The sequence below is a fragment of the Spirulina sp. LEGE 11439 genome, from assembly GCF_059821285.1.
This window is the reverse complement of sequence record NZ_JCAMRX010000004.1, coordinates 185,533-206,352: the sequence shown is the minus strand read 5'-3', so window position 1 is coordinate 206,352 and position 20,820 is coordinate 185,533. Positions and strand designations below refer to the sequence as shown.

Annotated in this window: 18 protein-coding genes and 1 pseudogene; 7 read left to right on the top strand and 12 right to left on the bottom strand. The window is 41.6% G+C overall.

Annotated features, from left to right (window positions below; all coding sequences use genetic code 11):
* Positions 1-40: 40 nt before the first annotated feature.
* The 8 genes and pseudogenes from AC6RV6_RS04655 to AC6RV6_RS04620 all read right to left on the bottom strand — a co-directional run.
* Positions 41-193: pseudogene (locus AC6RV6_RS04655) on the bottom strand (tRNA(His) guanylyltransferase Thg1 family protein); the annotation flags it as partial.
* Between the two features lie 18 nt (positions 194-211).
* Positions 212-661: an AAA family ATPase gene (locus tag AC6RV6_RS04650; RefSeq protein ID WP_500239295.1), complete on the bottom strand. Its 450-nt coding sequence runs from the start codon at positions 659-661 to the stop codon at positions 212-214.
* A gap of 56 nt (positions 662-717) precedes the next feature.
* A complete protein-coding gene (locus AC6RV6_RS04645; RefSeq protein ID WP_500239293.1) occupies positions 718-1,173 on the bottom strand; it encodes a hypothetical protein in 456 nt (151 codons plus the stop codon).
* Positions 1,174-1,253: 80 nt separating this feature from the next.
* Positions 1,254-1,589, bottom strand: a complete 336-nt coding sequence (locus AC6RV6_RS04640; RefSeq protein WP_500239291.1) for a DUF760 domain-containing protein — start codon at positions 1,587-1,589, stop codon at positions 1,254-1,256.
* Positions 1,590-1,690: 101 nt separating this feature from the next.
* Positions 1,691-2,203, bottom strand: coding sequence for an SMC-Scp complex subunit ScpB (scpB, locus tag AC6RV6_RS04635; protein ID WP_500239289.1), 513 nt, complete (start codon positions 2,201-2,203; stop codon positions 1,691-1,693).
* A gap of 72 nt (positions 2,204-2,275) precedes the next feature.
* A complete protein-coding gene (locus AC6RV6_RS04630) occupies positions 2,276-3,124 on the bottom strand; it encodes an ABC transporter ATP-binding protein (protein ID WP_500239287.1) in 849 nt (282 codons plus the stop codon).
* A gap of 219 nt (positions 3,125-3,343) precedes the next feature.
* The gene (locus tag AC6RV6_RS04625; protein ID WP_500239286.1) at positions 3,344-3,778 is read right to left on the bottom strand and encodes a type II toxin-antitoxin system VapC family toxin; all 435 of its coding nucleotides are present in this window, start codon (positions 3,776-3,778) and stop codon (positions 3,344-3,346) included.
* Positions 3,778-4,002, bottom strand: a complete 225-nt coding sequence (locus tag AC6RV6_RS04620) for a hypothetical protein (RefSeq protein ID WP_500239284.1) — start codon at positions 4,000-4,002, stop codon at positions 3,778-3,780. The genes AC6RV6_RS04625 and AC6RV6_RS04620 overlap by 1 nt, the downstream gene beginning before the upstream one ends.
* Positions 4,003-4,204: 202 nt before the next feature.
* On the opposite strand from AC6RV6_RS04620, the gene AC6RV6_RS04615 reads away from it, so the two are divergent.
* Complete coding sequence (locus AC6RV6_RS04615; RefSeq protein ID WP_500239282.1) at positions 4,205-8,167, top strand: CHAT domain-containing protein; 3,963 nt, start codon at positions 4,205-4,207, stop codon at positions 8,165-8,167.
* Positions 8,164-9,558 carry a hypothetical protein gene (locus AC6RV6_RS04610; RefSeq protein ID WP_500239280.1) on the top strand — a complete coding sequence of 465 codons (1,395 nt, stop codon included), beginning with the start codon at positions 8,164-8,166 and terminating at the stop codon, positions 9,556-9,558. The genes AC6RV6_RS04615 and AC6RV6_RS04610 overlap by 4 nt, the downstream gene beginning before the upstream one ends.
* Before the next feature lie 37 nt (positions 9,559-9,595).
* Here AC6RV6_RS04610 and AC6RV6_RS04605 read toward each other — a convergent pair whose 3' ends face one another.
* The 3 genes from AC6RV6_RS04605 to AC6RV6_RS04595 all read right to left on the bottom strand — a co-directional run bounded on the left by AC6RV6_RS04605 (position 9,596) and on the right by AC6RV6_RS04595 (position 13,870).
* The gene (locus AC6RV6_RS04605) at positions 9,596-10,252 is read right to left on the bottom strand and encodes a hypothetical protein (RefSeq protein ID WP_500239278.1); all 657 of its coding nucleotides are present in this window, start codon (positions 10,250-10,252) and stop codon (positions 9,596-9,598) included.
* Between the two features lie 75 nt (positions 10,253-10,327).
* The gene (gene ffh / locus AC6RV6_RS04600) at positions 10,328-11,803 is read right to left on the bottom strand and encodes a signal recognition particle protein (RefSeq protein WP_500239277.1); all 1,476 of its coding nucleotides are present in this window, start codon (positions 11,801-11,803) and stop codon (positions 10,328-10,330) included.
* Between the two features lie 141 nt (positions 11,804-11,944).
* Entirely contained in the window at positions 11,945-13,870 is a 1,926-nt protein-coding gene (locus AC6RV6_RS04595) for a mechanosensitive ion channel domain-containing protein (protein ID WP_500239275.1), read from the bottom strand.
* Between the two features lie 215 nt (positions 13,871-14,085).
* Here AC6RV6_RS04595 and AC6RV6_RS04590 point away from each other — a divergent pair, with 215 nt between their 5' ends.
* The 5 genes from AC6RV6_RS04590 to AC6RV6_RS04570 all read left to right on the top strand — a co-directional run bounded on the left by AC6RV6_RS04590 (position 14,086) and on the right by AC6RV6_RS04570 (position 18,128).
* Positions 14,086-14,670, top strand: a complete 585-nt coding sequence (locus AC6RV6_RS04590) for a L,D-transpeptidase (protein WP_500239273.1) — start codon at positions 14,086-14,088, stop codon at positions 14,668-14,670.
* Positions 14,671-14,786: 116 nt separating this feature from the next.
* Positions 14,787-15,353 carry a L,D-transpeptidase gene (locus AC6RV6_RS04585; RefSeq protein WP_500239271.1) on the top strand — a complete coding sequence of 189 codons (567 nt, stop codon included), beginning with the start codon at positions 14,787-14,789 and terminating at the stop codon, positions 15,351-15,353.
* A gap of 97 nt (positions 15,354-15,450) precedes the next feature.
* On the top strand, positions 15,451-16,530 hold the full coding sequence (locus tag AC6RV6_RS04580; protein WP_500239269.1) for an AAA family ATPase: 1,080 nt from the start codon (positions 15,451-15,453) through the stop codon (positions 16,528-16,530).
* Positions 16,527-17,198, top strand: coding sequence for a DUF3226 domain-containing protein (locus AC6RV6_RS04575; protein ID WP_500239267.1), 672 nt, complete (start codon positions 16,527-16,529; stop codon positions 17,196-17,198). Before AC6RV6_RS04580 ends, AC6RV6_RS04575 begins: the two co-directional genes overlap by 4 nt.
* A gap of 198 nt (positions 17,199-17,396) precedes the next feature.
* Positions 17,397-18,128, top strand: a complete 732-nt coding sequence (locus AC6RV6_RS04570) for a Bax inhibitor-1/YccA family protein (RefSeq protein ID WP_500239265.1) — start codon at positions 17,397-17,399, stop codon at positions 18,126-18,128.
* Positions 18,129-18,236: 108 nt separating this feature from the next.
* Here the strand turns inward: AC6RV6_RS04570 and AC6RV6_RS04565 are convergent, their stop codons facing one another.
* Entirely contained in the window at positions 18,237-20,807 is a 2,571-nt protein-coding gene (locus tag AC6RV6_RS04565; RefSeq protein ID WP_500239264.1) for a DEAD/DEAH box helicase family protein, read from the bottom strand.
* Positions 20,808-20,820: the final 13 nt, after the last annotated feature.

Genomic DNA, 20,820 nt, shown 5'->3' with positions numbered 1-20,820 from the left:
CTGTATCTACGCGATCGCAATTAAATTAGCGATAAAAATGAGTGGCTTCACGAATATCTTTTCCCTCTCCTCGCAAACACCAATAGCAGTGAGCGTTTAAAGCATTGCGAGATGCGTCTTCATTACGCCAGCGAAAATAATTCACAACTTCTGTAATATTAGGAAGCTGTGAAATGCGACAGTCAAAACTCGCATTCTGGTATCGAGTTCGTTAAATTTCATCGTCCCATTCCTCAACAATAAATGATTGTTTTTCGCTAATTTTAACGCTATAAATGCGATCGAATCCTTCTTGCCAAGATGGTTTGACTAATTTCTTGTAAGTTGCTAAAATTCCGACCAGAGGAATGATTTGTGAGCTAGGGCGTTTTTGATTGCGTTGCTTGCAAACTTCTAAATCGCTCTGAAAATAATATGCGATCGCCTGAAAATGATGTTTTTGAGCAGGAATGATATAGCGTTGCCGATCGGTGGGTAAAGGATTGGTATTATCAATAACAAACGGTTGTTTCGCTTGCAAACAAGCATTCAGAAGAATTTCTTCGCGGTGACGAGTTTTTAACATATCCAAGTTGATGCGGATATGAGTATTTAAGAAATAATCGCGGTAAAATTTCGATTTCCCCGAGGCTTGTATGCCAATAAAAATAATTGCTTGCAAAATAAAATCGTAGGGGCGCAATGCTTGCGCCCAGTCCGGCTTAAGTTAAAATATGCCTATAATTCAAAATCATCGTAGTAATAAGGACGAACGCGAGAAGAAAAACCCGAGGCTTTAAATTTTTTGAGTTGTAAGGGAGTCGGTTGATTCGCAGGGACAGAAATTCGGATTTCAAAGTCGCTTTCTCCTGGGGCAATGACGGGAATTGTGCCGATGCGACTGCGATTTTGCATGATATTATTGCCGTAAGCATCGTAAATGCGCCCGAAGACATCGGCATCAACAACATATTTACTGGAAGAATTAACAGCCGTTCCAGTAATTAAAAAACAGTTTGCTTTTTGGGAACTGCCACTCGTCATCATCCCTTCGGCTAATTCTGTCGGACATTCTCGATAGCCGAGATTTTTCAATTTGACTTGGGTTAAAGCGTAGACTTCCGGCGCGATCGCCAAACTTGCAAACCAAAATAACATGGCGATCGCTGCGATCGCTAAAGTTCTCAATTTCATTGCATAACCTCCCGCAAAAGTATCTCCCCCACCATTATCCAGCTAAATGCACTTTTGCTCGTTAAGGCAGCAGGGGGCAATTAATCAAAATTGAGAGAATTGGCATCATCCAACGAAACATCGAGTTCCATGCGTTGTTCCATGCGACGGAGGAAATATCCGGTCATCATGGCAGAGGCTAAAATATTGGCCATGTTCTCGCGATCGGTTACGATCTGAACATTAAAATCTTCAGATGGTAACATCCCTACCAATCCCTGCACGTTCTGGGAAATAATCTGCTTGATTTCAGGAGTCGCAGATTGAGCAATTTGCTCGAGAATCTCGGGCTTTTGCCGTTTGAGGTACTGCAAGAGGATGTTGCTAATCTCTGATTCTTCTACGTCGGAATAAAAAAGGTTAGGATCGAATACCATCAGAATCCTTAAGGGCTTAACTGCGCTTCCTCTACTGTAAACCATCTTGCCAGAAATCGTGCAGCGATCGCACGGTATTTTACTATCAATTGGTCAAAAAATCAGGCTTCAGAATCGCTGCTTTCCTCTCCTACATTAACTTGTGTCAAGATTTGTGAAAGTTCGTCAACTTCAAAATATTGTTGAAAGCGAGCGGTTACTTCTAACCAAAAGGAACGTCCTTCTGCTTGACGGCGCTTGCGAACGAACCCTAATTGTACCAGTTCTTGCACTTGTTGATAAGCGCTACTACCCCGCAATTCAATCAATTCAGTTTGCAGGATGGGGGATTTGAGGGCGATCGCGGCGAGGGTTCGCAATGCCCCAATTCCCAATTCGGCGGGGACGAGATTCTGGATGAGGTCTTGAAAGGTTTGCCGCAGTTGCAAGCTGTAGCCGGTAGGCGTATCGGCAATTTCTAAAGCACTATCGCGGTGGGCGTAGTCGTCCATGAGTTCGAGAAGGGCTTCTTTAGCTTCCTTGCGAGGGATGCCTGCACATTCCGCGATCGCCGTCAAGGTCATTGGCTGCCCTTTCAGATATAAAATGGCTTCAATTTGTGTGGCGAGACGCATTTTTGTTGTTTGTTGTTTGTTGTTTGTTATTCGTTAATCTGCTATCAAATAACTAATAACCAATAACTATTGTCAATCTAATTGATGTCCGGTTAGTTTAACAAAAATATCTTCGAGGTTGGATTCTCGGATGGTGATGCCAATTTTGTTAGGTAAAGATTCGAGATAGGTATTGGCGGCTTCTAGGGTGGGAAAAAATTGCGATTCGAGGCGATCGCCGCTTTGTTTGATGGCTAATCCTTCTCCATGTTTGTTTTTAAATTCGTCTAATGTTCCCAATTCGATCAATTTTCCACCATCCATAATGCCGATGCGATCGCATAAAAATTCGACTTCTTCCATGTAATGACTGGTGAGTAAAACCGTCATGCCTTGGCGGTTTAAGTCCCGGATGATTTCCCAAAGACGGCGGCGGTTTTGGGGATCGAGTCCGACGGTGGGTTCGTCTAAAAAGAGAATTTGCGGTTCGTGGAGAAGGGCGCGGGCAATCTGTAGGCGGCGTTTCATGCCCCCAGATAGTGTTTTGACGAGATCTTGGCGGCGATCACTTAACTCGACGTATTCCAACCAGCGATCGATTCTCTGCTGGCGATCGCGGCGAGGGATGTGGTGCATCCGCCCGTGAAATTCGAGATTTTCCCAAACGGTTAAATCGGCATCGACGCTAGTTTGTTGCAGGACGACTCCGATGCTGCGCCGGACGAGATCCGGGCGTTGGCGCACATTATAGCCCGCGACTTCGATTTCTCCTTCTGTGGCTCGGGTGAGGGTAATAATCGTGCGAATGGTGGTGGATTTTCCTGCCCCATTCGGACCTAATAAGCCGAACATTTCCCCGGATTTAATCTCAAAGGAAAGGCGATCGACCACGGGAATATTATTGTAGATTTTGGAAACGTTTTTGAGTGTAACAGCGCCCATAATTTAAAAGTACGAACGCATTGCGTCCCTCGCGTAGCAAAATTGACTGATTTAACATTGTCACCGATTTTTGCGATCGCTGCAAATTTTATTGCTAATTCTCAAACTCTTGTCGAGTCGGCGATCGCTCTGGGTTTCGTCTGTTTTTAAGATATTGAGGTGTGTTACGCTGTCGCTAACAGCACCTACGAGCTTAATATTTATTTTATAAACAGTCTCTTATGGTAGTTTGATAAAACCCAATCCAACCTGAAGAAAATGCTCATCTTGAGTTAAAACACGCTGTATTTCTTGTTTTTTCATAATAACCATTGAGGTTAAATCTGTAAAAGAAATTGCTGGTTTATCTTGAAATTTCTTCCTCAATTTCCATGTTTCTAGAAAATCTTCTGAGGTGACGCGATAAAGTTGTAATTGTCCTAATTCTGAGGCTTGTAGAATCCCTTCTACAAAAGAAACATGATTTTGAAAAGCGGCTCTTTTAAAAAGCAATGTAATCACTTCATCTAAAACATAATCGCTGGTACAGATAGGAATGCGATTCACAATCAATTCATGATAAATCTCTTGAACTCGATAATGATAGTTATCTCGTTGATTCCCCAAAGCAACCCAACCCCATGTATCAATAAACATTGTTTGCGGATGTATCATTAATTTGCTTCTCCTTCGCCATAAAGTTCTTTTTCAATCTCTTCAGAGGTGAGGGGTTCAATCGATAAAATACCAGTAATGGCTAACAGAGGACTTTCTTCGGTGGGGGATTGCGTTTCAACTTTACGATTAATTAAGCCTTCAACAAAATCTAAAACTTCATAAAGCTCGGTTTCAACAAGAGAATCTAATTTGTCTTCGATTCTTTCTTTTAGAGAATTCATGGCTCTTTCAACTCTGTTAATAGGTCAATCTAAATTATAAGATAAATTTTGCCAGATCGCTTTTTCGGTGAGGTATTTCCAAGAATGAAGATTAACAAATAAATATCGCAATCCATCTTAAGGGATTTTTTGTATGAGACAGGGATTTTGAATCTCTGACGGATCGAATATAATTTAAGTGTCTCTTTGTCGATCCCGTGCCATGAATGAAGAACGTACCCAAGCCAAAGCAACGCCAGAGGAATATTTACGGTTTTTAATGGAGGTGTTGCAAGCAACTTCAGAGAGTCGCGGCGATCGGGCTGTCGTTTATCCTCTTCTGCAAGAAAATTTAGAGCTTTTGGATTTGCATTTAATCGAGATTTTGCAAACATGGGTCAGTCTTTATCTCTTAGAGGCTGAGGAAGAAAAAGCCTTCTCTATTGCTGTAGTTATTGGCGACTTTAGCAATTTAATCAAAAAATTTCCTCTTGGTCGTTGGAGTGATAATCTGGAAATTGCTATCACAGGTTACGAAATTATTTCTACCGTTTTTAGGCAAGAGAAATATTCGCGAATGTGGGCAACACTCCAAAATAATTTGGGAAATGCTTACAGAAACCGTATCCGAGGGGAGAAGAGAGAAAATTTAGAAAAGGCGATCGCTCATTACCAAGCTGCCTTAAAAATTCATACCCGTGAGGCTTTCTCCTCAGATTGGGCAATGATACAAAATCATCTGGGGAATGCCTACCGCAACCGTATTGAAGGCGCAAAGAGGGATAATTTAGAAAAGGCGATCGCCCACTACGAAGAAGCTTTACAGGTCTATACTCATGAGACTTTTCCTCAAGATTGGGCAGGGACGCACAGTAATCTAGGGCTTGCCTACTCTAATCGCATCGAAGGGGAAAAGAGAAAAAATTTAGAAAACGCGATCGCCCACTACGAAGAAGCTTTACAGGTCTATACTCATGAGACTTTTCCTCAAGATTGGGCAGGGACGCACAGTAATCTAGGGCTTGCCTACTCTAATCGCATCGAAGGGGAAAAGAGAAAAAATTTAGAAAACGCGATCGCTGCCCATGAAGCAGCATTACAAGTCTATACTCGTGAGGGTTTTCCTCAAGAATGGGCAATGACGCAAAGTAATCTGGGGGCTGCCTACTCTGACCGCATTGAAGGAGAGAAAAGGGATAATTTAGAAAAAGCGATCGCTGCCTACAAAGCGGCTTTACAAGTCTATAACCGTGAGGCTTTTCCCCAAGAATGGGCAACCCTGCAAAATAATCTGGGAATTGTCTACTGCGATCGCATCGAAGGGGAGAAGAAAGACAATTTGGAAACGGCAATTGCTGCTTACAAAGTTGCCTTAGAAGTTCGGACTCATGAGGCTTTACCCCGAGAATGGGCAATGACACAAAATAACCTAGGAATTGCCTATCGGGAACGAATTGAAGGGGAAAAGAAAGATAATTTAGAAAAGGCGATCTCTGCCTACAAAGCTGCTCTAAAAGTCCGAACCCGTGAGGCTTTTCCCCAAGAATGGGCAATGACACAAAATAACCTAGGAATTGCCTATTGGAAACGCATTAAAGGGAAGAAGGGGGATAATTTAGAAAAGGCGATCGCTGCCTACAAAGAGGCTTTACAAGTCTATAACCGTGAGGCTTTTCCCCAAGAATGGTCAACCCTCCAAAATAATTTGGGGAATGTCTATTTTAACCGTATCCAAGGGGAGAAGAAGAACAATTTAGAAAAGGCAATTGCTACTTACCAAGTTGCTTTAGAAGTCCGGACTCTTGAGGCTTTGCCTCAAGAGTGGGCCACCACACAAAATAATCTGGGAACTGTATACTCCAAACGCATTGAAGGGGAGAAAAGAGAGAATATAGAAATGGCAATCTTTCACTATAAAGAAGCCCTAAAAGTTTCTACTCGTGAAGCATTGCCTCAAGCGTGGGCAATCGTACAAAATAATTTAGGAAATGCCTACTCTAATCGCATTGAAGGGGAAAGAGAGGATAATTTAGAAAAGGCGATCGCTGCTTTGAAAGCTGCTTTAGAAGTTCAGACTCGCATAGCCTTTCCTCAGGAATACGCTGAAAGCCTTAGTAACTTAGGATATGTCTATCTGGATCAATCTCGTTACGATATAAACTCCTCTGAAAAGAAAAAAACTGCTTTAGATAATGCTTACAATACCTTTGAAAAAGCCTTGGATACTGTCGAATATCTACGAGGAGAAACTGTTTCTGATGATGAAGCCAAACGCAAACTCAACGAAGAATATAATCGAATTTATCTTGGCATGATAGAAGTATCTTTGGAGTTGGGCAGAGATCGCGCCGCCATTGAGTACGTCGATCGCAGCAAAGCTCGAAATCTAGTCGAACTCATCGCCACCCGCGACGCATATCCCCAAGGTGAAATTCCCTCAGAAATACGCCAACGCTTGCAAGATTTGCGTCAAGCCATTGACCAAGAAAACCGCCGCCTCGAGCAAGAAGAAGAAAAAAGCCGAAAGTATACTCATATTAACCAATTACGGGAAGAATTCCAAGAAAAATATCCCTACAAACCCTTAAATTTTGATGACATCCAAAGCCTGCTCGATGAAGAAACTGCAATCCTCGAATGGTACATCTTAAATGATAAATTCCTGACTTTTACTCTCACCGCCCAAACTCTCGATCTGTGGACATCTTTACCAGAAGATCTCAACAAACTCACCGACTGGACAGATGCTTATCTTAATGCTTATAACGCTTCCAAAAATCCCGAGTTAAGCGAAACTGAAGCCCAAAAATTGCGTCAAGAATGGCAAAACAGTCTCCCCCAACGCCTTGACAACCTTTCAGAAATTCTCCATCTCGATCGCCTTCTCAACACTCTCTTTACAAAATTTCCTACCTGCAAAAAACTCATTCTCATTCCCCATCGTTACCTGCACTTATTTCCCATCCATGCTTTACCCATTACCAAGAGCAAAAACCTTGAAGGTGCAAACATTACCCCCCTACAGGAAATCTTTGCCAAAGGCGTGAGTTATGCTCCCAACTGCCAGCTTTTACAACAAGTGCAAAACCGTCTCCGTCACGATTTTAACCGCCTCTTTGCCATCTCAAACCCGACCGAGGATCTAATTTTTGCAGATCTCGAAGTTGAAACCATTCGCGAGAGTTTTCCGAAAGACCAACGTGCCACACTGCGAGGAAATAAAGCCACAAAAACGACTTTCCTTGCCAAAGACTTTACCCAAACCCATAACCTCTACTTTTCTTGTCACGGTGCATTTAGTCCCAATTCTCCCCTAGACTCGGGCTTGCAACTCGCCGATGATGTTCTCACCCTAACTGAAATCATCGGTTCTCTCAATCTCAGTCAATGTGGTCTCGTCACTCTCTCCGCCTGCGAAACCGGACAAGTTGCCCTCGATCGCACTGATGAATATATCAGCATTGCCAGTGGTTTTATCCTTGCGGGGAGTCCCAGTGTTATTGTTACTCTCTGGTCTGTCAATCAAATTTCTACCGCCTTGCTACTGATTAAAACCTACGAAACCTTGCAAAAACACCCTGGAAAACTGGCGATTTCTCTCAAAACCGCGCAAATATGGCTGCGAGATACCACCGTCCGAGATTTTCACCAATGGACGCAAGATTCTCCTCTCCTGACGGATGATTGGCGCGATAACTTACAAGCATTTTTCCAGAAAATGGTGGAAAATAAAGAGCAAGGATGGGACGATCGCCCCTATAAGTCTCCCTATCACTGGGCAGCTTTCTGTATTGTCGGACAAGGAGAACAATCAATGTCAAAAGATGCCGCAAAATTGCAAGCCTTTCTCGATTTAGTCAACGAAAATCCCGATAATCTGTTCGCCTATCATTGGCAAAGTTTAACTGAACTGCACAACCAATTCACCGATGATGATGAAAACAATGTCACAATTATCGAAAACTGGCTGGCAGAATCGACCCGTACTGCAATTTTAGAAGCATATCAAAAGCGATCGCGTCCCACCAATCCTCTCTTAAGTGCAACCGGAGAAAAAGGCGGTCATCGTAGCAAAGCAACCTCCAAACAAGCCAGTAAATCTTTTCGGGAACTGATCGAACAAGCCACGAAAAAGAATACTCCGCAAAGCGATTCATCTAAACCCAAACCCCCAGAGAAATCGTGAAGAACTTTAGCCTCAGTCTCTACGCTTTCCATCTGCGTCAAACCTTAGACGATCCTCCTGATTCCTGCGATCGCGAAGCCGATCGCCTGTGGGAAAGTCTGACCCAATTCGGCCAAATTTTCAACTTTCCCGAACTGAAAAACCTTAAATCTCAACTCATTTCTTACACACTAGAAGATAATACCTATCAATATACTCCCCAACAAGAAGAGACTTTACAAAATGAATGGTTAACCCATCATGCCGATGCTATTGAGTTTACCCCCATTCCCACCCCAACAGGCTTTAAACTAACAGGAAATCTGCAAGCCTTTCGCCTCCACGATACTTATTGTGCAGATTTGACCCTCTACCCTGAAAGTGAAGAATTAGAAATTGCGATCGAACAACTTCAATATTTTAAACCTCATCATTTAGTTGAAAAAATTGATGCTAACCTCGGCAAATTCTTTTGGATGACAGGCTATACAAATTCTCGAAAATTGCAAAATATAGCCGATCGCTGGGCAAATTCTTTCTGTACGAATACCGATTCCATTCCTCAATTTATCGAGAAAGGAAAACTTTTTCATGCCGATTCTTTTCTTTACGAAACCAAGAATATAACAATTCTGATTTCCTTCACTCGCCCCAATAAAGCCGAAACTATACAACAATCTGCTACAATTAATTATACTTGGTTTCGAGACCTATTGTGGAGTCGTCAAAAAATTATTTTTGCCCACCGCGAAGCCAGAGAATGCTATCAAAAAGCGAGAACAATTTACAGCCAACTCGAAACCAAAATACGGGATTTTCAAACTATCTTACAAAAAGAAAGCGATCGCATTATCGAACTCGATACTCTTTTAAAAGAAATCCCTCAGGGTTTGCTAACTTATCAATGTTATTTGCGAGATTTAAAAGCACACTACACGACCCTAGAAACTAATGCTAAAAATTTTAGCACTTGTCTAATTCATGTTCTACAAACCAACAATAGCTTAAAAACTTGGACGGATTTTACCGATAAAATTTGCCCTCGCTATCTGACTCAAATTGCAACTTATATTAACTATCTCGAACCCGGAAAAAATTTATTTACCGACTTAACCAACACCATACGCGCTACAGTGGAGCTAGAACGGGCTAAAAGCGATCGCCAACGCCAACAAGCAGAACAAGAACTCCAAGATAATATCCAAGCGATCGGGGTAGGAATTGCAACAGGTGCCATTATTGCCTCGAGTTCTGGCGTAATAACCCAGCAGTGGTATTTCTTTAACAAAAAAATTGAACTGCCTTTTTCTCTCCCTCATCCTTTTTTAATCGCTGTTATTGGTAGTTTGGGGTTAGCAGCGATCGCGTGGAAGTGTACAAAATGGATATTGCAGAAAAAGCGATCGCGCTAAAAGTTTAGGTTCTTAAATTCCTCTATAGATGTTTGACTCACCAACGAAAAATCAGAGGTAAATTGGGTTGAAAATCTTTTATTTTCCCTTGTCTTTTGTTATCAAAACAAACTTCTAAACAGTAAAAATCGCTTTCCTTAAATTCAATTCCTTCTATTTTTTCTACTGCTTGTAAAGTTTGCGATCGCTTTCCTAAAGAAGGATGATAAATACACAAAGAAGAAATTTCTCGCAATCCAATTGGATGTTCTAACGGTTGAGTTTGCTGTATTTTATTCTGAGACCGGGCAAAAGGCAGATAAAAGATTGCGGGTTCATCAAGGCGATCGCTATTATCGCCAACATAAATTGCTACATTCTTGGGTAAATATTCGGGATAATAAGCCCATGTTTTAAAAGGAATATTGGGATTTTCAATAGCTGGACGAAAAAGAAGACCAAAAGGCGATCGCGTTTCTCTTTGCTGCCAGCGATCGGCTAATCTTGTCGGTGCGGTGCGATCGCTTTTCGCTTCTGCTAAGGAATGAACCCAAAGGAACTCTAACATCCCATTGGCAAAGAAAAAGCGACGATTGGCCGTGCCTTGTCCGGGGTGAATATTCGGCGTGCCTTCTCGCAAACCAAATTCAACAAGGCGATCGGCTTTGGGGGCATTTATATCGGTTAAAATAAAGAAATGATCCAGTTCTAGCATTGGCGATCTTCCCAAGATAAAAGATTAAGGGCAGAAATACTACTTGATTGAATTCTTACCCTTAATAACTAATTTCTACAAAGTACCAAACCCTTTCTTTTTCTTCTTCTTCCCACCGCCTTTTTTCTTACTTCCGCCACTATGACCGCGAAAACCCGGACGAGGCATTCCTCCCCCCATCATGCCGCCGAGTCCTCCCATTCCTCCCATACCGGGCATACCGGGCATACCGGGCATTCCCATACCGGGCATCTGGCCTTGTCCCATTTGCTTCATCATATTTCGCATTTTTGTGAAATCTCGAATTAAATTAGAAACATCTTTCTCACTATGTCCCGATCCATTGGCAATGCGACGGCGGCGGCTGGGAGACTTGGCCAATAAATCCGGATCTTTGCGCTCTTGTTTGGTCATGGAATTGATCATCGCTTCCGTGCGCTTGAGTTGCTCCTCTCCTTTTTCTAAGGTCTCGCCACTCAGTTTTCCCATCCCCGGAATCATCTTCATAATTCCCCCCAAAGAACCCATATTTTTCAACAGGCGCATTTGTTTGAGGAAGTCGTCAAAGTCAAATCTTGCCTCGAGGATCTTCTCCTGCATCTTGGCTGCATCGGAAAAATCAATTTGTTCTTGCGCTTTTTCAACTAAAGTGAGGACATCTCCCATGTTGAGAATGCGCGAAGCAATGCGATCGGGATGGAAGGGTTCTAAGGCTTCGACTTTTTCTCCCATCCCGATAAATTTAATCGGTTGACCGGAAATACAGCGTACTGACAAAGCTGCCCCACCTCGGCTATCCCCGTCCATTTTAGTGAGAATTGCACCAGTAATGCCGATCTCTTCGTGAAAAGTTCGGGTTAAACTGGCTGCTTCTTGCCCGGTCATGGCATCCACCACCAATAGCGTATCGTGAGGCTGCACGGTTTCTTTAATTTGGGCAAGTTCCCCCATCATTTTCGGGTCGATTTGCAAGCGTCCCGCCGTGTCGATAATAATCGTATCTACACCCATTTCTTTGCCTTTTTCTAGCCCTTGACGGGCAATTTCCACAGGATTTACATCCGTTCCCAACTCAAACACTGGGACATCAATTTGCTCTCCGAGGGTCATCAATTGATCGATCGCAGCAGGGCGATAAATATCCGTCGCGACGAGTAAACAATTGCGGTTTTGCTTGCGAAGATAAAGGGCGAGTTTTGCCGTAGCGGTGGTTTTCCCCGTCCCTTGCAATCCTGCCATGAGAATGACTGTTGGGGCTGTTTCTGCTCGGGCGAGGGGGACGTTACTGGCTCCCATAATCTCCACCAGTTCGTCATTAACAATTTTAATAAATTGCTGCCCCGGATTCACTCCTGATATAACATCAGCACCGAGTGCTTGCTGTTCGACTTCTTTAACGAAATCTTTAACGACTTGCAGGTTAACATCTGCGGACAGGAGGGCGCGTCGAACTTCTTTAATTGCGTCTTTTATATTACTTTCTGAAATTTTATCTTGACCGCGCAGTTTCTTCCATGCGTCATCGAGGCGATCGGCTAATGCGTCAAACATAATTTTGTGATGGGTTGTTGGTTGTTGGTTGTTGGCTGTTCGCTATTGAGTCATTTTATCAGAATCTTGATTTTTACTGAATTTATAGTTTTAATGTACTTTCTAGCGAGTGATGGGTTAACTTAGTAACCCATAACAAAATCAATAATAAAATTGATAGAACAAATACTCATCGAGAAAAGGATGTTCGTCCGTGACATGGTGCATAATTCCTCGTTTGCGGAGATGTTCGCCGATCGCGATCGCATCTTCCCGAGAGCAATTTTCTCGCATCATCAACCAATCTACTAACTCAGCACCGATAAAACAGCGCGGATAGCTTTTTAAACGATAGCGGCGATCTTTGATTTCGATGCCTTCAGATCCTTTTAAATTGACAACTAATGTTTCAATATCTAAGTTAGTTAAATCTCGTGTCGAGATCGCTTTCATTTCTTTTTCATCAATAGTCATAGGAATATTTTTCAAGGAAAAATTACTCTCAGTTTTAGCTATTTTTGGTTCTGCGGATACAGGAGGATATTGTTGTAGGAGAGATTGAGCCAACTGTTGCAATTCTGGCGATCGCACGTTCAAATCTCGTTGAGGAAAAGGTATTTCAATGTTATAACGATTCAAATTAGCTTCAATGCGATAATTGAGATCGCTTTTAATGCGAGCTTGTTGCTTTGGATCTGCCGTCCAAACTCGCAATTCAAAATTAAGAGAACTCTCAGCAAATTCCATAAACCAAACCTGCGGTTCCGGTCTTAATAAGACTTCTGGATGACTGGTCGCAACTTCTAATAAGGCTTGACGCACTAAAGGAACATTGGAGCCATAGGCAACTCCAACCGCAATTTTCAAGCGTGAAACCGGATCGCCATAACTACGATTAATGGTTTCTGAATCTAAAAACCGAGAATTGGGAACAACAATGGTAACGCGATCGAGTGTACGAATAATCGTACTGCGAGAACCAATTCGTTCTACCGTTCCTTCTAAATCAGCAACTGTGACAAAATCTCCCACTTTAATCGGACGTTCGAGGGCAATAATGAGACCACTGACAAAATTATTAACAATATTTTGGACTCCAAAACCAATCCCGACCCCGAGGAAACTGGCCAGAATCGCAAGAGAAGCTAAATTTAATCCCCATAACGGGAGTAAAATCAAAAAAGCAATAGAAATTAAGGCATAGCGAATTAGCACTGCTATCACTTCATAAGTTCCTGAATCTTGCCCCGATCGCTTGCAAATATAGCCTTGTAACCAACGAGAAATCAGACTAATAACAAACCACAGCCCCAAACTGATTAAAACTAAAACAACAACATCTTGAATAGATCTCGTTTCCGTATCGCTTAGAGGAATAATAGGTTCTCTCAGAAACCAGAATAATTGATAGCGCAAAATCCGAGTTTGTGGCAAGCGATCGCTAATCCAATAAAAAACGCTCAAACAAATCGTAATATCGAGAATTAGCCAAATAACTTGCAATAAAAACTGAGCGGGTTGCTTCCAAGAATAGAGAGGATTTTCAGGATTGCCGATCCACTGAAAAACTTTGCGAATGCTAAATCGCATGCTAAGGCGTAAAAGAATCATAAAAACAATCGCAGCGACTAAACAAGACAGCATCCAAGTTATGGCTTTTTGTTGGTATTCAGGAGTACGCTGTTCTTTTGCTTCTTTGAGAGATTGTTCGATCCTTCTGCGCCATAATTTCCCTTGTTGAAACGGTGTCGATGCAGACAAGAGATCGTTTTCCGTAAGCGTGAGAAGATAGCGATCGCCGATTTGCAGAATAACTTGTCCGTTTTCTCGCAAGATCTCGACATCCTCGGACTTTGAAGATTGAGCTTCCTCGTTTAATGTCCGATTGATAAAGTTAGCTCGTTCTTGAGGCGAAAAGTTACCAAACCCGCCCACTTCAAATAAGGCCTTCCCATCAACAACAACCGGGGCTTTTGCGGTTAAATTTGCCGGCGTTTGTGCCTCGATAAGAGCGGGATAAAGCACGACCAAAAGCGTTAAAATGCCGAAAAGCAGCCATTTACTCCAATCTTTGAGAAGTCTAGACATTGGCGAAAAGTAATAAAGCGATCGGTTAGCAGAACTTGAAGAGTCTTTTAGGGACGCTCTCTTCGGAAACAAGTATAAATTTCTCTGCGTCAGAGGGATTAACTTAGCAAAAATTTCTCAGGTAACTTTCAGGTTTCCCTTACAATATCTAGAAGGGCAAACCCATTATTTTTCCTGAAACTTCTCTAAATTCTTTTTCGGTGAGGACTGTAATAATGATGGCACGGGTTAAAAATCAGCGTATTTCCCGCAGCTTAACGGCTATTGTTTCGAGTTTGGTCGCATTAACGATCGCTACCCAAGGGCAGGCGATCGCTTCAGAGGATTCGGTAGCCGAATTCGGAACTTCGAGTTTGGCTTCTCTTGAGGTTCCTCCCCTCGGCAGCAGCGATCGCTACCTACCCGAAACCGCCGTAGCTCACTTGCGTTTGGACTTAAGCGATCGCCGGGTTTACGTGGAACGAGGCGATGAAACGATCGCCAGCTATCCCGTCGCGATCGGCAAATCGCAAACCCCAACTCCCACGGGAACTTATGAAGTGTTCCAAATGATTGAAGATCCTATTTGGCAAAGTCCTTGGACGGGACGAGTAACCCCACCGGGTGCTAATAGTGCTTTAGGACTGCGTTGGATCGGTTTTGCTCAAATGCACAATGGGATTATCGGTTTTCACGGTACCCCGACGGTTTCTTCCATTGGTAAAGCCGCCTCTAATGGTTGCGTCCGGATGTATAACAAAGATGTCGTTGCCATGTTCGAACAAGTGGAAATGGGAACAACGGTTATCGTACAACATTAAGCAAAAAATTGTTTATTGTTCATTGTTCATTGCCCATCTTGAACAATGAACAATGAATAATGAACGAAACTGATTGTTTTAAGACAGCAGCTTAAAATCTATTTTTGTAGATCATTATGGCAAAATGCGATCGCAAACAATATTTTTGTTGGGGTCTAGGGTTGGGTTTGTTCTTACTGGGACTTTACAATCCAGTTTTGGCATCTCCTCTTGAAGAAATTCCCCCAGCACAACTGACCTCGTTATTAGAGATTCCGCCTTTAGGAGATGCCGATAAATTTCTGCCCGAGATTGCCGAATCTCGTTTAGTTTTAAGGTTAAGCGATCGCCGCGTTTATTATTATCGAGGAGAGGAGTTAATAGTTAGCTATCCTGTCGCGATCGGTCGAGAAGGGTGGGAAACACCAACGGGTAATTTTCAGGTGTTCCAAAAAGTTGTTAATCCCACTTGGCAGCATCCCTTTACCGGAGAAATTGTCCCACCGGGTCAAAATAACCCTCTCGGGGTACGTTGGCTCGGTTTTTGGAGTGATGGCAAGAATGCGATCGGCTTTCACGGGACTCCCAATGAAGAATTAATCGGTCAAGCCGTTTCGCATGGATGCGTGAGAATGCGAAATGTTGATATTGTTGCTTTATTTGAAAAAGTGGACATGGGAACAACAGTTATTGTTGAGAATTGAGAAAAATTGGGCGAGCGATCGCTCAGTACAGTACAATGTTAAAATATGTAAGAAAATTAATGTTATAGATTTTCATATAAAATCTTGAGGTTATCAGATGGATAATATTCATTTTGTCAAATCTATTAAAATCAAGAATTTTCGCTGTTTTGACTCGCTAACAGTAAACTCTTTAGCAAGGGTGAATCTATTAGGTGGAGATAATAACATTGGAAAAAGTACATTTTTAGAGGCTTTAGAAATTATTACTCAAGCAAAAACAAAAGTCGATTTTATTAATATTATACGAGATGTTATCTATAGAAGACAAGGTAAGAATTTACAAGATAATGAATTTGACATGATTGCTTATGATAGAAACTGTTTTGAATTAGAAACAACTAATAATCACGTTTTCTTTGAAATCAGATCAAACGATACAATTTCTATCCTTGAAGATGACAACAAAGATGGAAGAGATAAACAATATGGAGATATCAGCGATACTTTTCAAGTAGAACTAAAAGTAAACAACGACTCCGATCAAATTCCACACAGTAGATTTGTAGAAATAATCAATAATGATCCTCGATATGGATTGCCACGCTATCGCCGTGATTCAAAATCAAATAAAAATATCGATTTTATTACTAGCACGACTATTGATGAAACAAAATTAGCAAGTTTATATGGAAAAGTTGTTGATTTAGGAATAGAAAAGGATATCGATCGCTTTTTAAGAGAATTTGATTCTCGCCTAGATTCTTTGGTTATCCGACCGACAGAAAGACATAGTGTATTTAAGATAAAATTAAAAGGAAAAGTACAGCCTGTTCTACTTTCTTCAATGGGCGAAGGATTAAACCGTTATGTTGCGATTATCTGTGCAATTTGGAAAAGTCAAAATGGGCATCTTTTTATTGACGAAATTGAAAATGGAATTCACTATACAAAATATGAGAAACTTTGGGAGATTATTTTTAAAATAAGTAAAGAGGCAAATTGTCAAGTATTTGCTGCAACCCATTCACGAGAATGTATTGAGGCATTTAGTCGCGTTGCAGAACAGTGCGATCGCGAAAATATAAAATATATTAATTTCTCAAGAATTTTTGATAATCCAGATGAAATTGTTGCAACAGTTTTAGAGTCAGTTGGACTAGAAGACAATTTTCAATTAGGAGTAGATGTGAGATGAAAAATATTCTGATTGTAGAAGGAAAGACAGACAAAAAATTTTTAGAAAGCTATATCGATCATCTCCGAAAAACTTTTCCTAGGGAAATATTTGAAATTGATGACATAAAAAATGCGGAAGGGCAAAATGGAATATCTCGAATTCTAAAGCCCTTAAAAATCAAGATTACAACAAGAGAAATAAAAAATATTGGTATTTTAATTGATGCCGATAATGTAGGAATTAATGCTAAAATTAGAGATACAATCAATCCTGCTATTAAAAAAGTATTCAATGTTGAAAATGCAATTACAACTCAGAATCAAAAATTTTCAATAACATATAATGAGAATAGTTTCAGTATTTTTTGTCATATCTTTAATTTGAATGGAAAAGGAGAATTAGAAGATATTCTTATGGAAATACGAACCGATACAGAACTTCAATCTCCAAGATGTTTAAAAGAATTTGTTCAATGTATAAAAGGTTTTAACATTGCTTATCCTGAAAAAGAGTATAAAAAGAATCGGGTTAACTTTTATGGCTATGAATCTCTTAAAAAAGAAGGTTTGAGTGATAAAGAAACAAAATCAAAATTAAAGAATTTGGAATACTATAAACCCGAATATTGGGATTTTGATAGCGATCTCCTCAATGACTTAAAGCAATTTTTAAACTTATTCCAATAACTCACTTAATAAAAAAGTGCCGATCTTAAAGTAAATTATCACAAATTAGAGATAGCGATCGCCTTTCATTTCCTAAAATACTCATCAATCATCAGTTGTCAAGAATTGCTTAAAATTCGGTATTCCCCCTCTCCTTGTTTGAGAATGCCGCGATAGAATAAACCTATCGAGTATAAAACATCATTTTCAAAACGGGTTATGGCTAATTCCAGTAATTTTGTCGATGCAATGCAGAAAGCCGGCCAGCAAAACCTTGTCGGTCCTAATGTTATTGCCAACGCCCTGCCTTTTGTCGGGGGCGGATTAATTCTTACGGCGATCGGAACCTATGGCGGTTTAGGGGTCATTCACTCCAACCCATCCCTATTTATGTCAACGGTTTGGGTTGCCCTCATTGCTGAGTTTGCCCTCTTCTTTGCCGTGCGTGGAGTTGCCGAAAGAGCAAACAATTCTCTAGCCTTACCGCTACTCAGCGTTTACAGTTTGCTATCGGGATATGTCCTGACGGGTCTGGTATTTTTAGCCCTGCATTCGGCAGCCGGAGTCAATGGTATTTTGATGGCGGCCTTGGGATGTGGTGTTACTTTTATCGCTGCCCGCAGCATTGGTTCTAATCTTTCCGATAGCGATGGTATCGCCCTGACGAAAACTGTCGGGATCGGGTTAATTGCCTTAATTGTCGTTCTCGTCGCACAACTCGGCCTCGCCTTATTTGGAGTCGGTACACCCACCTTTTTAGAAGTCGCCATTTCTGCGGCAGGGGTATTTATTTTCGCCGGGCTTTCTGTTGTTGATTTTTACGTTCTCCCTCGCACCTATCGAGACGATCAATATCTCTCGGCAGCGCTGTCGATGTATCTGACGTATATCAATTTATTTACGTTTTTGTTGCGCCTCATTATCATTTTAAACGGCGGCAGTCGTGATTAGAGGCGGTTAATCTGTATCGATCGAGAATGAACAATTGCGATCGAATAATTTTTGTAGGGACGTAGTGTACTACGTCCCTACTGCATTTAGAATACCATTTGATAATTTTTAAGATTTCCATTGTAATTGTTCTCGCAAACGCAACAAATAAATGCGTACCAATTGATAAACTTCTCGATATTGCTCCTCGTTATGTTCGGAAAAGCTGCGTCCCGTTGCTTCTTTAATGTAAGCAAAAACGGCAGAATGGAGAAATTGTTGATTATTTTTAAAGGAAACTTCTTCTTCTTTGGCGTTAACGCGATCGAGTTCTTCCTGTAATAAAGAGACAGGATGAGTTAATAAACATGTCCCATTTTTGCCATCGGGAACAAAACGACGCTGACGTAAAAGATCGTGAATTAAACTTCTAATTTGTCCCCCATAACGCCCTTGTATTTCTATTTTTGCTTTATCGGGACGCGCGATCGCATTATTATTTTGCGGCACATCTACATTAATACTGGTTAACTCTGCTTCCAATCCCTTCAAAAATAACTGATAAGCAGAATCCGGCATTAGCGATCGCAATTTTACGCCCTGAGAAACGATCTCGCCTTCTGCATCTAAATCAAAGCCTTTTTGTTGCAAAATTTCCCGTTTTTTATATTCCGTATAAGACATAATTTCATCTCCTACCATAACTTGCCAATCGAGGTTGACATGACTGAGAAAATGTGCATCGGGTAAGGATTGCGGCGTTCGTTCTCGCTGTATTTTTGCCCCCCGAGGAATGTCATTCCACGTCGGCGCAATTTGGACGTGTTTTTCGTCTAAAACTGCTTCGACTTGAATATTAAACGTCCGCAAACTGCGAATTTTTTCTAAGTTTTCTGCGATCGCATCAACTTCATTTTGCCAAGGTTGAGTTGGGGTTAATGTTTGAGATGTAATTGAGGATTGGGAATTAATTTCTGGAGAGAGAGAAGCGGAAATCGGCACTTGGGAATCGTTAACCGAATCAGAAACAGATAAGCTTTGATGATTTGCAGATGATTCGCTATTAGAAAAACTTTGAGTTTCAGCAACATTGGTTGAAGCTAACTCTCGGGTTAGATCGAATTTTGGCGGAGTAGCGGGTTCAGATTCTACCCATGTTGAAAGCTGTAGGATATCCCCCGATCGCAAGGAAGAAGTATCGGAGAGACTTAAAACTGTTTCTCCCGCTTCGTATTCGCTAACGAGGACGGGGTTAGGACGAGTGGGTAGAATATCTTTAATCGTATCGCTTTCCACCCCTTGCAAAAACTTCTCAAATAAAGGACGAATATCTAGACTTTCGTGAGTGACGATAACCCCCCAGTTGGGATGCTCTAAGCGAGGAAAGTATCCCGGTGCTTCTCCCGGCACACGCCGGACAATTCTCCCCCATTCTTGTTCTGCTGGCGAAAGACTTTTGAGAACGCACAAACAACAACTCACAGAAGCCCAAGGATGATCGAATCCGACTCCTACCATGCCGCAATGCACTAAAATCCACAAATCCCCGTGATAAAACCGTTGAATAATATCCCCCGGACGACCAGCAAGATCGAAACCTTCGCGATCGCTATGAATTCCACCCACGCGACCTTTTAATAACGGAAAATTCTTCTCTAATAATTCAGCCACGCGATGGACGTGGGGAATATTTAAAGCCCGCACGATCGCGGCGTGAGGTTGTCCCGTTTTCTGACGTTTGGCGAGTAAAATTTCTACAGTTTTTTGTAACACCGGGAGAGAGAAATTATCGGCAAACAATATCTTGCGAAACCAAAGGCGATCGCTTTCGGCTTTATGAAAAAATTCTTCAGGAGTATAAGCAATTTCTTCGCCTTCTTCTTCAATTAAAAAGGCTTCGCTAGTGGCTTCTTGTAGCGTTACTTTTTTAATCGGCGGTGGCTCTAATTTCCACGCATCTTGTAAGGAAAACTCATAGTCGGCAACTGGGGCATAATGAACGATCGCATCATTATTGATATCCCAGTCGGATACTTCTGTATAACGAACATAGGGTAACGGTTGACTATCAGAGCGAAATTTAGATCCCGTAAAATAGGTTAACAAAGCATTTTCAAAATAACCAGTAATCGTGCGATAAGAAGCCGCCGCCGCAAAATGAGCTTCATCAATAATTAAAATTCCGATCTCATTGGGTTCAATATCGCCGCGATTGACTAAATTAACGACAAATTGCCGATTCCCGACCAAAATATCAGCGCAGTGCATGGCATAAGCATAACTGTTAAAATTACTTGCATCTAGCCCGACAATCGTGGGCGGTGGCACTCCGGGAGGTAAAATATTTAAGCGATATAGCAACCATTTTTGATAATAAGGATGCCCTTTTATATCCGTAGGGAAATCTCGCAGAAAGCGATCGCGCAAGGTACAATTATCAGATAAAAATAAGGCTCTTTCTCCTTGCATCCACGGAGCGAGAATAAAGGGCGTTAATGCTTGAATTAATGTTTTTCCCGTCCCTACTCCTGCTAAAATCAAAGCAGCCTGTCGGTGTAAGCCATCCATTTCACCTCGCACAGCTTTTTGATAAAGGGCTAAAATGGCTTCTCGTTGATGGGGATAGAGTCCCGTTTGACCCGACAAGACGCGGGAAAGTACCAATTCGTGATAAGTTTTAAAATAGTTTGCGATCGCCATTCTTGTCACCTTC

Coding starts and splice junctions, on each gene's coding strand:
- AC6RV6_RS04565 (WP_500239264.1), bottom strand. CDS start 20,807: ATGGCGATCGCAAACTATTTTAAAACTTATCACGAATTGGTACTTTCC.
- AC6RV6_RS04590 (WP_500239273.1), top strand. CDS start 14,086: ATGATGGCACGGGTTAAAAATCAGCGTATTTCCCGCAGCTTAACGGCT.
- ffh (WP_500239277.1), bottom strand. CDS start 11,803: ATGTTTGACGCATTAGCCGATCGCCTCGATGACGCATGGAAGAAACTG.
- AC6RV6_RS04585 (WP_500239271.1), top strand. CDS start 14,787: ATGGCAAAATGCGATCGCAAACAATATTTTTGTTGGGGTCTAGGGTTG.
- AC6RV6_RS04640 (WP_500239291.1), bottom strand. CDS start 1,589: ATGGTATTCGATCCTAACCTTTTTTATTCCGACGTAGAAGAATCAGAG.
- AC6RV6_RS04625 (WP_500239286.1), bottom strand. CDS start 3,778: ATGATACATCCGCAAACAATGTTTATTGATACATGGGGTTGGGTTGCT.
- AC6RV6_RS04645 (WP_500239293.1), bottom strand. CDS start 1,173: ATGAAATTGAGAACTTTAGCGATCGCAGCGATCGCCATGTTATTTTGG.
- scpB (WP_500239289.1), bottom strand. CDS start 2,203: ATGCGTCTCGCCACACAAATTGAAGCCATTTTATATCTGAAAGGGCAG.
- AC6RV6_RS04615 (WP_500239282.1), top strand. CDS start 4,205: ATGAATGAAGAACGTACCCAAGCCAAAGCAACGCCAGAGGAATATTTA.
- AC6RV6_RS04575 (WP_500239267.1), top strand. CDS start 16,527: ATGAAAAATATTCTGATTGTAGAAGGAAAGACAGACAAAAAATTTTTA.
- AC6RV6_RS04580 (WP_500239269.1), top strand. CDS start 15,451: ATGGATAATATTCATTTTGTCAAATCTATTAAAATCAAGAATTTTCGC.
- AC6RV6_RS04605 (WP_500239278.1), bottom strand. CDS start 10,252: ATGCTAGAACTGGATCATTTCTTTATTTTAACCGATATAAATGCCCCC.
- AC6RV6_RS04570 (WP_500239265.1), top strand. CDS start 17,397: ATGGCTAATTCCAGTAATTTTGTCGATGCAATGCAGAAAGCCGGCCAG.
- AC6RV6_RS04620 (WP_500239284.1), bottom strand. CDS start 4,002: ATGAATTCTCTAAAAGAAAGAATCGAAGACAAATTAGATTCTCTTGTT.
- AC6RV6_RS04595 (WP_500239275.1), bottom strand. CDS start 13,870: ATGTCTAGACTTCTCAAAGATTGGAGTAAATGGCTGCTTTTCGGCATT.
- AC6RV6_RS04630 (WP_500239287.1), bottom strand. CDS start 3,124: ATGGGCGCTGTTACACTCAAAAACGTTTCCAAAATCTACAATAATATT.